The following is a 13520-nucleotide window of genomic DNA, read 5'->3' on the forward strand; positions in this document are numbered from 1 at the left end:
TTTACGTCGTCAAAGGCACCGATACCGGATGCAAAACACCCGGTATCGGTCAGATTGATCTGTCTTTGGAAAGACGGCCTCAGGCCGCCTTGATCGCGGTCTCGATGGCGGCGCGATCCAGTCCATGCAGACCGATCACCACCAGCTCGGAGCGGCGGTTTTCCGTTTCTGCCCACGGGCGATCAAAGTAACGCTGGAAACGTTCGCCAACACCCTGAACCACATGGCGCATCGGCTTGCCGGGGATATCAAGGAAACCCTTGATGCGCAGAACATCAAACTGGCGGACAACATCGACCAGGCGCTTTTCCAGGGCAGCCGGATCATTGACCGCATCAAGCGACACCACAAAGCTTTCAAAGTCATCGTGATCATGCTCATGACCATCGTCGTGATGGCTTGGGCGGCTATCAAGGTCATCTTCGGCAGCGGCACCAAGCCCCAGCAGAATGGCGTTTTCAACGCGAGAATGTTCGGTTGCGATGATCTTGACCGACGGTCTTTTCAGCTCTGCCCGAATGTCGGCTTCGACCTTGGCGCGTTCTTCGTCGGTCAGAAGATCGGTTTTGTTCAAAACCACCATATCCGCGCAATGAAGCTGTTCTTCAAACAGTTCTTCAAGCGGGCTTTCATGGTCAAGATTTTCATCAGCCTCGCGCTGTGCCTGAACCGCATGATGGTCATGGGCAAACAGACCGTCGCGCAGGGCCGCGCCATCAAGAACCGCAACCACCCCGTCCACGGTCACACGCGACCGGACTTCCGGCCAGTTAAACGCCTTGACCAGCGGTTTCGGCAAAGCCAGACCAGATGTTTCAATCACGATGTGATCAGGCGGTGTTTCGCGATCAATCAGCCCGCGAATGGTCGGCAGGAAATCATCTGCGACCGTGCAGCAGATGCACCCGTTTGCCAGTTCAACGACATCATCCTCGGCACAACCTTCGATGCCGCAGCCATTGATGATGCCACGATCAACACCAAGATCGCCAAATTCATTGATGATCAGGGCGATACGTTTGCCATTGGCATTTTCCAGCATGTTGCGGATCATGGTTGTCTTGCCCGCACCCAGAAAACCGGTGATAACCGTTGCCGGGATTTTTCCCAATTGCGCCATCTTATAAATCCTTAAAAATCAATATATTAACTTGTTATTTGACCTGCATCGGGATGCCTGCGACCACCAGTGTCACCCGATCAACCAGTTCAGCGATGCGTTGATGCAGCCGTCCGGCATGGTCACGAAAGGTCCGCGCCATTGCATTTTCCGGAACAATGCCGAAACCGACTTCGTTTGATACCAGCAAAACCGGAATCTTCAATGTCGGGATCAGTTCGCAAAGCTGATCAAATTCCGCATCAATGTCACGATCTTCAAGCATCAGATTGGTCAGCCACAAGGTCAGGCAATCAACCAGAACCGGCTTTGCGCCCGTTCGGTTGCAGGTTGCAAGCGTGCCACAAAGATCAAGGGGTTCCTCAATCGTTTGCCAAAGATCGCCGCGCGACTGTTTGTGAAGGTCGATGCGGTTGGCCATTTCATCATCCCATGCCCGACCCGTCGCGACATAAATCCCGCCACCGGCATGATTGATGATGTTTTCGGCAAACCGACTTTTACCCGATCGTGCACCGCCAAGGATCAGGTGCATCCCGCCAAGCGGGTCATTTTGGGTCATTGTCTGTTCCTCGCCATGGCCTCCCACCGAGGCCCGATTGCGTCGCCACCGGTTCTTGACTGGTGACACCTTCGGCTGGTTTCCTGGCTGCGGGCATGAAAGCAATCCGCCTTCCCGGTTTCCCGGTGGCTGATGAACGACCTTGCGTCCATCTGGATCACCCAACCCGATACAGTTGCGGGGGCAGCATCGGCATCGCACCGATTTCCCATCACCGAACGGTGCGCCGAACCTAACAGGTTTGGTTCCGAACCCAAAGGGCATTCTCCAATTGGCGAAGCACCCTAATCGAAAGGTCAGTATTTGTAAGAATTGTCTTCTTGAGGGGAGCCCTCCTTTAAGAGAACATAATATTATCACGCTGGAATTAGAGTGAGACAAAATCACCTTCCAGTGGGATCGCCGGGACAAAAACCATCATAACCCGGTGTGCCACAGAAAAAATGTGGCAACTGAATCTTGGGGTTAACTGGAATTTTTCATAATCAGATGGCAGTTTCTGCACAACTATCGAAAATCCGAAAACCGAACACGCCAAGCTGGGTTACATCGTCCCGAAAGGATATGTGGCTTGGCTTGCTTGAACGTTTGAACTCTGAAAATCGCGCGTTTCAGACCTTCTTGCACGAATATGCGACGGATTCAGAGATCACGCTTTCGCGACGTGATGTTCGCAACATCTTTGCGCTTGATGCCTCCAAGGGCGTGATTGGAACCATTATCTGGTCCCATTCCCGAGGCATCCGTGTGAATGCATTGTCGCTGCTTGTCCGCGACCTTCCGACATTGATTACCCTGATGTCGATTTCCGATTTCGGCGAAGAGGAACTGAACGAATTGCTGGCCCAGCCGGGCATTTCGGTTCCGACCGCAAGCAAGATGCTCTCGGCCTGCGGCAAGACCTATTGCGGCATGCCAGCAGCCATTATCGACGACAATGTTATTCAGGTGATTGAAAATACGGCATTGTCCGAAGATTTTCCGAATGTTGCCAATTTGCGCAACAAGTCGCGCAGCCGTCCGATGCCCTATTATGAGGCCTATCTTCAGGACGTGACCGCGATCTGCGAAAAGTATGACATTTCGGCAGATCTACTCGATCGATATCTGGCCGAACAGGCTTTTGACGATCTTTCCCCAAAAGCAGAACTACAATCGGCCTGAACGCGACCATCCGGAAATCGATCCGGCCAGAACCAGAAACGGCATCATCTCAAACGGGATAGATGCCATTTCTGGTTCTGCAGGGCCGAGATGGTGACACCGCAGTTTCCGGTTTTAGTAAGTTTGATTAACACCGGTGATCCGCCAGCCGGGCTGATCAACCCCGTCAATATATTCAAGCTTGGTCAGGCTCAGCGTATCAATATGAAATGACAGGGCCGCCTCAAGCGACAAGCCAAGGGCATTGGCCATGATCGCCCGGATCGTTCCGCCATGAATGACCGCAACGATATCGCGCCCGGCCCAGTATCGGTTCAAACGATTGAAAATCGGACCAACCCGGTCGACCACATCGGCGAAGCTTTCGCCATTGGGTGGTTGCTGACGGGCGAAATCGGTCCAGAACTGCGTGGTTTCACCTTTGGGAAGATCATTCCAGTGCTGCAGTTCCCACGCGCCGAAATGCTGTTCGGAAAAGCCGCTTTCGCGCGTTGGCACAACGTCTTCGTCAATAACTTCCTGAAGCTTGAGCGCGGTATCAAGAGTCCGGGAAAGATGACTTGTGACCCAGACCGCATCGCGCGGTAAATGGCGGGCGACTGCACGTAATTTCTTTTCATCAGACAAATCAGCGGGCATGTCGCTGCGGCCGTAAACCAGACGTTCCGGGTTCTCGACCGGGGCATGTCGCACCAGCCACCAGCGCGTTGTTTCAGCTTTGATCATATATTCCTCAGACCAATCGGGCTTTGGCGATGAAGGATCGCAAACGCTGTCATCTTACCATCATGCCATGGTCATCGCTGCGATAAATCCGATACCGGCAAACAGCTCTGCACAGATTTGCGTTGCACCCAAAACGTCGCCTGTTTGCCCGCCAATCTGCCATTTGGCAACCAGCCGGACCAGACAAATGGCAAGGGCAACGCCGCAACTAACCGCAAGCGTTGCAACAATGCCGGAAAGGACGAGAACAATCGCAGCCGCAATCGCAAATCCGATCAGGATCGGCAGCCCGTCGGGCCGTCCGGCCCCCTTGCCCAGACCATTATCGCGCGCCGGGGGCAGGATACGCATCATAACCGGTATGGCGGCACGTGAAATTACCGCGACAACCAGGAAAATAACCGCCCCCTGGCCCATATCCGCAGCCGCCATAATCAGGGTCAGACGCAATGCCAGACCAAGTATCAAGGCAACCACGCCATAAGTACCAACCGTACTGTCGCGCATGATTTCCAGTTTGCGGGCCTGATCGACACCACCGCCAAAACCGTCTGCGCAATCGGCAAGACCGTCTTCATGCATGGCCCCGGTCAATAGCACCATGGACGCAACTGCAAAGATTGCAAATATGACCGCATTTCCGGTCAGGTAATGGGCCAGCATGGCAGGAAGCAAAGCAAATCCGGCCAGCACCAGACCAACAAGCGGCCAGCACCAGACTGATCGTGCAATCATGACAGGACGAAAGTCATCAATATGGTAAACCGGCACCCGGCTCAGCAAAGCCATGGCCCGCCAGAAGTCGGTCAAAACAGATGTATCTGCGATGGTTTCGCGGCCAAATTCCTTTGACTTCGCATCCGGTCGATCTGTGCTTTGCATATTTGTTTCGTTTTGGTTATGATCTTCGGGCACCGTCAAATTCCGATATTCGAACTGGCATTCTGTTGCACATGGGCCTAGTTTGAGGCCGATTTCCCCGGCGCCTGTCATCCTGCCATCTGATGGAAGCTGCCCCGCACCGGGAAACCAGAAACCTGATGAACAGCAAGACGCACCATTTGATTGGTTTCTGAACCTAGTCCTTACCATCTCAGAAGCCAAGCGGAACACGCTTTCGACGAAATGCCGCCAGCCGGAGACCAATATGTTCAATGCCAAGCACCCGCCCCAAAACCTTGATGAGATCCGCACCCTTCTAGCTGAATTGCCCGGTGTGGATAGCGACGCACAGGCAGCGGTACTCGAACGCGAACCGACCCTGACCAAGCCGGCCGGATCGCTTGGGCGACTGGAAGAATTCAGCTTGTGGCTTGCAGGTTGGCAGGGAACATCGCGTCCGCGCATGTCGCGTCCACGCGTTACGGTCTTTGCCGGAAGCCACGGTGTGGTCGCGCAGGGAGTTTCGGCCTTTCCGCCAAGTGTGAACCAGCAGATGGTCGAAAACTTCATCAATGGCGGGGCGGCCATCAACCAGATTTGCAAATCGGTTGATGCGGAATTGCGGGTGATGGAAGTTGCCCTTGAAATCCCGACCAATGATTTCAGCCAGGAACCGGCGATGGATGATGAAGGCTGCGCAGAAGCGATGGCCTTTGGCATGAGCGCAATCGAAAAGGGCCTTGACCTGTTTGTTCCGGGTGAAATGGGGATTGGCAATACCACCGCGGCCGCCGCAATTGCACATGCGCTTTATGGCGGAACCCCGGCCGAATGGACAGGCCGGGGCACCGGGATTGATGATGCCGCACTCACACTCAAGACCCGCGTGGTTGGCGATGCCATCATCCTGCATAAAAACCAGATGCATGACGGGCTTGATGTGTTGCGCTGTGTCGGCGGTCGTGAAATCGCCGCCATGGCTGGTGCGATTATTGCTGCGCGTTATTCACGGGTGCCGGTTTTGCTTGATGGCTATGTTTCCTGTGCGGCGGCTGCTGTTCTTGCTGCGGTGCGTGCTGATGCGCTCGATCACTGCCTTGTCGGTCATGTTTCAGCCGAGCCGGGGCATATCCGCTTGCTCGACAAGCTTGGTAAAAAGGCCCTGATTGATTTTGGTATGCGCCTTGGCGAGGGATCAGGTGCCGCACTTGCCATCCCGCTTCTGCGTTCGGCAGCCGAATGCCACAACGGCATGGCAACCTTTGAAAAAGCCGGAATTGATGGCAAGGAAGAGGCGTAAGCTTTTCCAAGCGATGCGATAAGTGATGTTATCGACAGGATAGCGCCGGAGGCAACCGGCGCTATTTTTTTGTCCGCTCGCTCATCAGGTGCTCGACATGGCGGCCCTGGAACATGGTGATATTGATTGAATGGCCAAACTTGATGGCCCGTTCATCATCGCAACGGCAAAGAATCACACGCGTATCACCAGATTCAGCAACCGCAGCCCGCATGGCTTCGCGATGCTCTTCGTCCATGCTTTCCATCTCCGGGTCCCAGATCATCTTGATCATATCAACGCCAAGCTTGTTACGGTTGATATAGGGAAGCGACAGATGGCTGATACCATCAATACAGATGCGATACCCGCGATCACGGCAAAAATCACGCGCGAAGAAGAACGCACCCAGATCGGCGAAAATATCGATCTTTTGCAGTTCAAGAACGATGGTGCCGCGCTGACCGGCTTTGACATTGCTGTCAAAGGTCAGGAAATCAGGTGACAGCAAGGTCGACACATTGAGATTGATACTGACCGAACCGGTCACGGATGCATCATTGGACCGCGTCAAAAGCGACAGCATGCGACGATCAAGAATTTCCGTCAGATGCTGGAACAGCCACCGGTTCGACAGAACATTGACATCGGGCAGGAGCGTTTCCTGCAAATCCTTGATTGAAATGAACAATTCATGGAATACCGGCGTCGGGTTGGCATCGCCGACCACAGCACAAATCGCCTGACGGCGCATCAGATTGGACAGATCGGCACGACGCAGGGATTCATCAATACGGCCAAGAATTTTAGGTGTCAGCGGCGCACGATCATCCCCATAGTCCGGGTGATCGTTATGGCGTTCTGCTGCCTTGCTGACGACGCGTGGCCGGTTGGCGTTTGATCGCACCAGCATCTGGGTCAGATGCAGGAATTCCTTATATTGCTGACCGACATCGAAATAGTCGGTGAAAGTGGCCGGTGCACCGCTTTCATCCTTGCCATCGCTGATCAGTGGATCATCATTAAACAGGAACTTAAGCCGGAAAATGACGGCATTGACCTCGTCCATTTCCGCGGCATCGAAAATGAAAATCAGATCCTGATTCGACAGGGTAAAAATGCGACCGGTGACTTCCGGCACGATTTCTTCAAAGGCAACAATCGCCGTGCGGATATGGTGATCACGCCGGTTGAATGCCTGCAATTTCGAGAAATGCACATGGATAGCACCGACACCGTCCTTGCGCCGCTCAAGGCGCCGCACATAGTCGACGAGAAAGGCCTCGGGTGATGGAAGTGAGCTATCAGACATTAATGCAAAAACCAGATTATTGTTTTATCGGAACCAATGCCGATACCAAGCCCGTTTCATAATAGAGCCTGTCGATTAACAGGTTATGTATTTATCATTCATATCTATTGAAACCAAACGTGAAAATCGGACATTTTCAAACATCTGGCGAAAAGATAAGTCGTAGCTTTCCGCCATCCAAGCTGCTAGTTTCAGCCCGATTTAACATCTGAGCGATAGGTCAAAGAACGATATGTGGCGACGTAATCGCATTCTTGTGACGGGTGGTGCCGGGTTCTTGGGCTCACATCTCTGTGAACGTCTGCTTGAAGAAGGCAATGACGTCCTTTGCGTCGACAATTTCTATACCGGCAGCAAAGACAATATTGTTCATTTGCTTGAAAATCCGCATTTCGAACTGATGCGTCACGATGTGACCTTCCCGCTCTATATTGAAGTCGACGAGATCTATAATCTGGCCTGCCCGGCATCTCCGATAAATTACCAGTACGACCCGGTCCAGACAACCAAGACCAGCGTACATGGTGCGATCAATATGCTCGGCCTTGCAAAGCGGGTTGGTGCAAAGATTTTCCAGGCATCGACCAGCGAAGTCTATGGCGATCCGGAAGTACATCCGCAAACCGAAGATTACCGTGGCAATGTCAACCCGATCGGCCCGCGCGCCTGCTATGACGAAGGCAAGCGCTGCGCAGAGACCCTGTTCTTTGACTATCACCGCCAGCACGGCCTTGATATCAAGGTTGCCCGCATCTTCAATACCTATGGGCCGCGCATGCATCCACAAGATGGTCGCGTGGTTTCAAACTTCATCATTCAGGCACTTCAGGGTGAAGACATCACCATCTATGGAGACGGTGAACAAACCCGTTCCTTCTGTTTCTATACCGACCTGATTGAAGGATTCATTCGTCTGATGGCGACTGATAAATCAGTGACCGGCCCGATGAACCTTGGAAACCCGTTTGAAATCAGCATTCGCGAACTTGCGGAACGTGTGATTGACATGACGTCATCGTCATCCAGGCTGATCTTCAAGGATCTGCCGGCTGATGATCCGCTTCAGCGTAAACCCGATATTACCTTTGCCCGCAATACACTGGGCTGGGAGCCGAAAGTGGCACTGGAAACCGGTCTTGGCTCAACCATTGAGTATTTCCGCGATCTGATTGCGAAACACGGTTAAGACGACTTACTGCAGGATTTTGACATACGATGGATATCAAAGCCTTTTTCGATGCCGAATTTGACGAGCATCTTGATCTGGTCAACAAAACCCGCGAAGCAACCCGCGATGCGTTCATTGAACTGGTCGAAATCTGTACCGATGCGCTGAATGACGGCAACAAACTGCTGTTTTTCGGCAATGGCGGCTCTGCGGCAGATGCCCAGCATATCGCAACCGAATTTACGGTTCGCTATATCCATGATCGTCGCGCCCTTCCGGCCATTGCCCTGACCACCGACAGTTCGGCATTGACCGCAATCGGCAATGATTTCGGGTTCGATTACCTGTTCTCGCGCCAGATCGAAGCACTCGGCAACCCCGACGATGTTGCAATCGGTATTTCGACATCGGGCAACAGCAAGAACGTCAATCTTGGGCTGGCCAAGGCCAGGGAAATGGGACTGATTGCGACCGGCTGGACCGGGAAAACCGGCGGCGATATGATTGATCTGTGTGATCCGCTGATGATTGTGCCAAGCAACACCACGGCACGCATTCAGGAAATGCATATCCAGCTTGGTCAGATGCTGGTCGGTGCCCTTGAGCACACCCTTGGCCTGACCAAACGATAAGTTCGCCTGACAACTGATTTATAAAATACTCAGACAGAATAAAGACGCAAAGCATGACCGATCTTAGCCATCTGGCCCGACAGGTAGAACAACTGACCGATGCCAAAGTTCTTTGCATTGGCGATGTCATGCTTGATCGCTTTGTCTATGGATCGGTCAACCGTATCTCGCCCGAAGCCCCGATCCCGGTAATCCGGGTCGAACGCGAAAGTGCAATGCTCGGCGGTGCGGGCAACGTTGCGCGCAATGCCACAGCCCTTGGCGCGTCTGTTCAGTTTCTGACACTTGTCGGGGATGATCTGCCGGGTCGGGAAGTCATGGAATATGTTTCCAGTGACAAGGGTGTTGAGCCCTATATCCAGACCGAACGCAATCGCCCGACCACGATCAAAACCCGCTATATCGCCAGCGGACAGCAATTGTTGCGATCTGACAACGAAACCACATCCGATATTGCCCCGGCGACAATCAGCAACCTTTCAGCCCTTGCAGGGCAGCTGGCACCAGACGTTGAAGCGATCATTCTGTCTGATTACGGCAAGGGTGTTTTGCACGCCGACGTGGTTGCCGCCGCCATCAATGCGGCACGCAAGGCCGGGAAGCCGGTCATTGTCGACCCGAAAGGCAATGATTACAGCATCTATCGCGGTGCCACCGTGGTCACGCCGAACCGCGCCGAAGCACAGGCCGCGACCGGCATTGCGGTTAATAGTGACGAAGATGCGGTTGCTGCGGCAACCAAAATCATCACCGAATGCGGCATTGATAATGTCCTTCTGACCAGAAGCCAGGATGGCATGACCCTTGTCACCAAGGGGGGTGAGGCCATTCACCTGCCAACCGAGGCCCGCGAAGTGTTTGACGTATCGGGTGCGGGTGACACGGTGGTTGCCTGCCTTGCCTCGGCCGTGGCGGCGGGATCAAGTCTTGCCGATGCGGCGCGCATTGCCAATGTTGCCGCCGGTATCGTGGTTGGTAAAATCGGCACTGCGATTGTCTATCCTGATGAGCTGGTATCGGCCCTGCACCACCATGATCTGATGATTGGCGAGGCCAAACTGATGCCGCTTGATCGTATGGTGGATCGCGCAGAGCGCTGGCGTCGCAAGGGATACAAGGTCGGCTTTACCAATGGCTGCTTTGACCTTTTGCACCCCGGCCATCTCAGCCTGCTCCGACAGGCACGCGCAAATTGCGACCGCCTGATTGTCGGGCTTAATTCCGATGCATCGGTCAAACGTCTCAAAGGCGAAAGCCGCCCGGTTCAGTCCGAAGCTGCCCGTGCTGCTGTTTTGGGATCCCTTGAAACCGTCAGTGGCGTCGTGATTTTCAGTGAAGACACACCGATCAAACTGATCGAGGCGATCAAGCCTGACATCCTTGTCAAAGGTGCCGATTACACCATCGACAAGGTGGTGGGTGCCGATATCGTGCATGGCTATGGCGGCAAGGTGGTTCTGGCCAATCTTGAAGACGGGTTTTCAACCACCTCGACCATTGCGCGCATGAATGACGGCAAGAAATAAGGTCTGACTTTCAGACGACCTTATGGAACGGCTTTGACGTCATCGGGCCATGGCCCGATGACCAGTTCCGGCCAGATTTTCTTCCAGCGCGCGACTTTCGCCTCATAGACCTTGCGGATTGGCAAAACCGGATTGGGTATAATCTGGCCTGACATCGCGGCCTCCAGCCCAAACGGGGAATAGATGCGAAAGCTGCCATTTCTGTCTTTTCGCAGTCCGATTGCCGTTGTCTGATAGGCAAAACGGTCGATCCCGTCGCTGGCATAATGGACCGGGCCACAGTCAAAACCGAACTTTTCCGGATACCAGATCGGCACGCGCGCCTGATTTCGGACTTCAATGCGAACTGGCAAATCGGCAAAGAGTGCCGCGGCTTGGGAAATCACCCGATCCTCGGCCTTCCAGTCCGTATCGGGATCGAAATAAAAAATGTCGTAATCGTTGATATCGGCTTCCGACTGCCGTCCGGCATTCAGGTTCCAGATGGTTTGCGCCAGACAGCCGGCGGTCAGCCACCAATCGGAAAAGCCAAGTGATCCGAACCGACCCAGAATTTCGCCATTGAACCGGTTTTGAAGAACCCCGTTTACGAAGTCTGCGCCGAGAACACACTGATCAATGAGTTGCCCCGAACTCATAACCCGACCCAGAGAAGCTTGATCACAACCGGCCAGGCTGCATTGATCAGGCAGGCCCCGGTATAAAGCGACAATGCCCGGTCGATGTCCGAGGCCGTGACATCACGCCGCCCCGATCCGATATAGGGGTCATCAACGATCTCGTCGCCATATTGGCGGGGTCCGGCAAGGGCAAGATCAAGCGCCCCGGCAAAGGCTGCTTCCTGCCATCCGGCATTTGGGGATTTATGTTTGCCTGCATCGCGCAAAAGTGTCTGCCAGGCGGCTTTGCCACTGGTCTTTGCCCCAAGAACAGCGGCCAGACAAATCACCCCCCCGGCAATGCGGGCCGGAATGAAATTCACCACATCATCAAGGCGCGCGGCAAAACGCCCGAAATACAAATAACGTTCGTTGCGGTGACCGATCATGGAATCAAGGGTATTGATCGCCTTATAGACGCAAATGCCGATCGGACCGGCAACCACATACCAGAAGAGTGGTGCGACAACACCGTCCGAGAAATTTTCAGCACAGCTTTCAATTGCGGCCCGGCTGACACCGGCTTCATCAAGCTTGTCCGGATCGCGCCCGACAATCATCGAAACCGCCTTGCGCCCGCCAGCAAGCCCGTCTTTCCTAAGCGCTGTCGAGACGGCTTTGACATGCTGATAAAGCCCCTTTTGGGCAATCAGAACTGCGACCAGAAGAATTTCAAATCCCCTGAAGACATCCCCCAGCGTCGAAACCAGCTGAACCACCCCGCCAAAACACCCGGCTGCGGCAATCACCGCCAAACTTGTTACAATCCCGCGAACGATCAGATCAGCATGGCTGCGACCCGGACGGTTAAGGCGGGCTTCAAACCACGCAATCAGGTTGCCAATCCAGACAACCGGATGAGAAATGCGCGAAAACAGCCAGGGGAAGTCGCCAAAGATGGCGTCCAACACCAGCGCCAGCACCAGTATTGTGAAAAGTGGCCCGGAAAACCCGGAAACCGGAATAAGAAAATCGACGAGATCAGGTTCCATCGGCGCAATGTGCGTCCTGCACAGCCAACCGTCAATGCCAATGACAAGCCCTGTGGATAAGTCATTCTATCAACAAGACGATTTGCCATTCCCGATCCGGTTTGCTAGAACATTTTCATACGATTTTTAATTTCATCATACTAACAGGTCAGTGACCGAAGTTTCGGTCACATCAGACACCCCTTGCGATCACCAGCCAGATAAAGACATCCCCATAGCTAAACGCCCCCTACAACATCTTCGATATCAACAGATACCCTGCCCACAATAAGTAGTATTTTCGCCCCCGATGTGGCCTGCGATCCATCTTCTGTTACCTGCCGCTTGCATTCCGCAAGCCAATCGGTGAAAACGGGGGTGGCATCGGGTACCGCGATGGCAAAAGCATCGCGAAGAACACCAAAAGAGAGACAAAGGAGCAGCCTTTTATGTCCCCCAAAGGCGCAGTAATGATTTGCGGCCACGGTTCGCGCGACGAACGCGCCGTTTCACAGTTCAACGCCATGGTTGAAACGATGAAACAGACCCATCTGGCCGACTATGATGTCGAAAGCGGCTTTCTCGAATTTGCCCACCCGATCCTTCGTGACGGCTTTGAAAAGCTCAAAGCCATGGGCCACAAAAAGATTTATGCCCTTCCGGGTATGCTGTTTGCTGCCGGTCACGTCAAAAATGACCTGCCAAGCGAAGTGAACAATTTCGCCCATGAAAATCCGGATATCGAAGTCCTGTTTGGCCGCGATCTGGCCATTGATCCCAAACTTCTGAGTGCGGCCAAAGACCGTATCGAGGAAGCGATGGCCGATGCCGACGACAGCGTGTCACGCAAGGAAACGCTTCTGATGGTTGTCGGGCGTGGCACCAACGATCCGGATGCCAATTCAAACGTCTATAAAGTTGCCCGCATGCTGCAGGAAGGTATGGGCTTTGGCCGTACCGAAATCAGTTATTCCGGCGTTGCCCATCCGCGCGTCAATGCGGGTCTGCGCGAAGCGATGAAACTGGGATACAAGCGCGTCGTCGTCTTCCCCTATTTCCTGTTCGCCGGTATCCTGATTGACCGCATCTATACCCACACCGATGAAGTTGCCGCCGAATTTGGCGATGTTGAATTCATCAAGGCAGGCTATCTTAAAGACCACCCGATGGTGCTTGAAAGCTTTGCCGAACGCCTTGCCGAGATCGACACCGGCGACAACAATATGAACTGTCAGCTGTGCAAATACCGCGAACAGATCATCGGCTTTGAAGGCGATGTTGGCACCCCGCAGGTTGGCCACCACCACCATGTGATGGGGATCGGCACGGACGGACACAGCCATGGTCATAGCCACGGCCATCATGACCATGGTCATGGGCACCATCATCATGGACACGAACATGGTCATAGCCACGATCACAGTCATGACCATAATCACGGGCACAGCCATTCCCATGATGACGTGAATAAATCGACCGGTTCCTGACCGGTCGATCCCGGGATTCTGAAAGGCGCGAC

At 53.8% G+C, this 13520-nt stretch carries 13 protein-coding genes and 1 riboswitch; of the genes, 6 read left to right on the forward strand and 7 right to left on the reverse strand.

What is annotated here, in order from left to right:
- Window positions 1-79 precede the first annotated feature (79 nt).
- Both cobW and cobU read right to left on the reverse strand, forming a co-directional pair.
- Window positions 80-1120, reverse strand: coding sequence for a cobalamin biosynthesis protein CobW (gene cobW / locus WA318_RS01085; RefSeq protein WP_114096263.1), 1041 nt, complete (start codon window positions 1118-1120; stop codon window positions 80-82).
- 34 nt (window positions 1121-1154) lie between these two features.
- Window positions 1155-1682, reverse strand: coding sequence for a bifunctional adenosylcobinamide kinase/adenosylcobinamide-phosphate guanylyltransferase (gene cobU / locus WA318_RS01090; RefSeq protein WP_336079569.1), 528 nt, complete (start codon window positions 1680-1682; stop codon window positions 1155-1157).
- Window positions 1683-1738: 56 nt separating this feature from the next.
- Window positions 1739-1928: riboswitch (cobalamin riboswitch) on the reverse strand.
- Between the two features lie 243 nt (window positions 1929-2171).
- Here cobU and WA318_RS01095 point away from each other — a divergent pair.
- Entirely contained in the window at window positions 2172-2846 is a 675-nt protein-coding gene (locus tag WA318_RS01095; protein ID WP_114096265.1) for a hypothetical protein, read from the forward strand.
- Window positions 2847-2960: 114 nt separating this feature from the next.
- On the opposite strand, the gene WA318_RS01100 is transcribed toward WA318_RS01095, so the two are convergent.
- Both WA318_RS01100 and cobS read right to left on the reverse strand, forming a co-directional pair.
- Window positions 2961-3572, reverse strand: a complete 612-nt coding sequence (locus WA318_RS01100) for a histidine phosphatase family protein (protein ID WP_114096266.1) — start codon at window positions 3570-3572, stop codon at window positions 2961-2963.
- Window positions 3573-3632: 60 nt separating this feature from the next.
- Entirely contained in the window at window positions 3633-4454 is an 822-nt protein-coding gene (gene cobS / locus WA318_RS01105; RefSeq protein ID WP_336079571.1) for an adenosylcobinamide-GDP ribazoletransferase, read from the reverse strand.
- Window positions 4455-4719: 265 nt separating this feature from the next.
- On the opposite strand from cobS, the gene cobT reads away from it, so the two are divergent.
- Window positions 4720-5754: a nicotinate-nucleotide--dimethylbenzimidazole phosphoribosyltransferase gene (gene cobT / locus WA318_RS01110; protein ID WP_114096837.1), complete on the forward strand. Its 1035-nt coding sequence runs from the start codon at window positions 4720-4722 to the stop codon at window positions 5752-5754.
- A 61-nt stretch (window positions 5755-5815) separates the two neighbouring features.
- Here the strand turns inward: cobT and WA318_RS01115 are convergent, their stop codons facing one another.
- Window positions 5816-7045 carry a hypothetical protein gene (locus tag WA318_RS01115; RefSeq protein WP_114096268.1) on the reverse strand — a complete coding sequence of 410 codons (1230 nt, stop codon included), beginning with the start codon at window positions 7043-7045 and terminating at the stop codon, window positions 5816-5818.
- A 232-nt stretch (window positions 7046-7277) separates the two neighbouring features.
- On the opposite strand from WA318_RS01115, the gene WA318_RS01120 reads away from it, so the two are divergent.
- Genes WA318_RS01120 through rfaE1 form a run of 3 tightly spaced genes read left to right on the forward strand, consistent with a single transcriptional unit; the run spans window position 7278 to window position 10371 of the window.
- Window positions 7278-8231, forward strand: a complete 954-nt coding sequence (locus tag WA318_RS01120) for a UDP-glucuronic acid decarboxylase family protein (protein ID WP_336079572.1) — start codon at window positions 7278-7280, stop codon at window positions 8229-8231.
- Window positions 8232-8260: 29 nt separating this feature from the next.
- On the forward strand, window positions 8261-8845 hold the full coding sequence (locus WA318_RS01125; protein WP_336079573.1) for a D-sedoheptulose 7-phosphate isomerase: 585 nt from the start codon (window positions 8261-8263) through the stop codon (window positions 8843-8845).
- A 53-nt stretch (window positions 8846-8898) separates the two neighbouring features.
- Window positions 8899-10371, forward strand: a complete 1473-nt coding sequence (rfaE1, locus tag WA318_RS01130; RefSeq protein ID WP_336079574.1) for a D-glycero-beta-D-manno-heptose-7-phosphate kinase — start codon at window positions 8899-8901, stop codon at window positions 10369-10371.
- A gap of 20 nt (window positions 10372-10391) precedes the next feature.
- Here rfaE1 and WA318_RS01135 read toward each other — a convergent pair whose 3' ends face one another.
- Both WA318_RS01135 and cbiB read right to left on the reverse strand, forming a co-directional pair.
- Complete coding sequence (locus WA318_RS01135; RefSeq protein WP_336079576.1) at window positions 10392-11009, reverse strand: nucleotidyltransferase family protein; 618 nt, start codon at window positions 11007-11009, stop codon at window positions 10392-10394.
- The gene (gene cbiB / locus WA318_RS01140) at window positions 11006-12022 is read right to left on the reverse strand and encodes an adenosylcobinamide-phosphate synthase CbiB (protein WP_336079578.1); all 1017 of its coding nucleotides are present in this window, start codon (window positions 12020-12022) and stop codon (window positions 11006-11008) included. Before cbiB ends, WA318_RS01135 begins: the two co-directional genes overlap by 4 nt.
- Window positions 12023-12450: 428 nt before the next feature.
- On the opposite strand from cbiB, the gene WA318_RS01145 reads away from it, so the two are divergent.
- Entirely contained in the window at window positions 12451-13488 is a 1038-nt protein-coding gene (locus WA318_RS01145) for a sirohydrochlorin chelatase (protein WP_336079580.1), read from the forward strand.
- The last annotated feature ends 32 nt before the right edge of the window (window positions 13489-13520 follow it).

The sequence above is a fragment of the Thalassospira sp. CH_XMU1448-2 genome (assembly GCF_037027285.1).
Lineage (GTDB): Bacteria > Pseudomonadota > Alphaproteobacteria > Rhodospirillales > Thalassospiraceae > Thalassospira > Thalassospira profundimaris_C.

What these genes read in the sequence shown, in the direction of transcription:
- cobW (WP_114096263.1), bottom strand. Translation starts at nt 1,120, where the DNA reads ATGGCGCAATTGGGAAAAATCCCGGCAACGGTTATCACCGGTTTTCTG.
- cobU (WP_336079569.1), bottom strand. Translation starts at nt 1,682, where the DNA reads ATGACCCAAAATGACCCGCTTGGCGGGATGCACCTGATCCTTGGCGGT.
- WA318_RS01095 (WP_114096265.1), top strand. Translation starts at nt 2,172, where the DNA reads ATGGCAGTTTCTGCACAACTATCGAAAATCCGAAAACCGAACACGCCA.
- WA318_RS01100 (WP_114096266.1), bottom strand. Translation starts at nt 3,572, where the DNA reads ATGATCAAAGCTGAAACAACGCGCTGGTGGCTGGTGCGACATGCCCCG.
- cobS (WP_336079571.1), bottom strand. Translation starts at nt 4,454, where the DNA reads ATGCAAAGCACAGATCGACCGGATGCGAAGTCAAAGGAATTTGGCCGC.
- cobT (WP_114096837.1), top strand. Translation starts at nt 4,720, where the DNA reads ATGTTCAATGCCAAGCACCCGCCCCAAAACCTTGATGAGATCCGCACC.
- WA318_RS01115 (WP_114096268.1), bottom strand. Translation starts at nt 7,045, where the DNA reads ATGTCTGATAGCTCACTTCCATCACCCGAGGCCTTTCTCGTCGACTAT.
- WA318_RS01120 (WP_336079572.1), top strand. Translation starts at nt 7,278, where the DNA reads ATGTGGCGACGTAATCGCATTCTTGTGACGGGTGGTGCCGGGTTCTTG.
- WA318_RS01125 (WP_336079573.1), top strand. Translation starts at nt 8,261, where the DNA reads ATGGATATCAAAGCCTTTTTCGATGCCGAATTTGACGAGCATCTTGAT.
- rfaE1 (WP_336079574.1), top strand. Translation starts at nt 8,899, where the DNA reads ATGACCGATCTTAGCCATCTGGCCCGACAGGTAGAACAACTGACCGAT.
- WA318_RS01135 (WP_336079576.1), bottom strand. Translation starts at nt 11,009, where the DNA reads ATGAGTTCGGGGCAACTCATTGATCAGTGTGTTCTCGGCGCAGACTTC.
- cbiB (WP_336079578.1), bottom strand. Translation starts at nt 12,022, where the DNA reads ATGGAACCTGATCTCGTCGATTTTCTTATTCCGGTTTCCGGGTTTTCC.
- WA318_RS01145 (WP_336079580.1), top strand. Translation starts at nt 12,451, where the DNA reads ATGTCCCCCAAAGGCGCAGTAATGATTTGCGGCCACGGTTCGCGCGAC.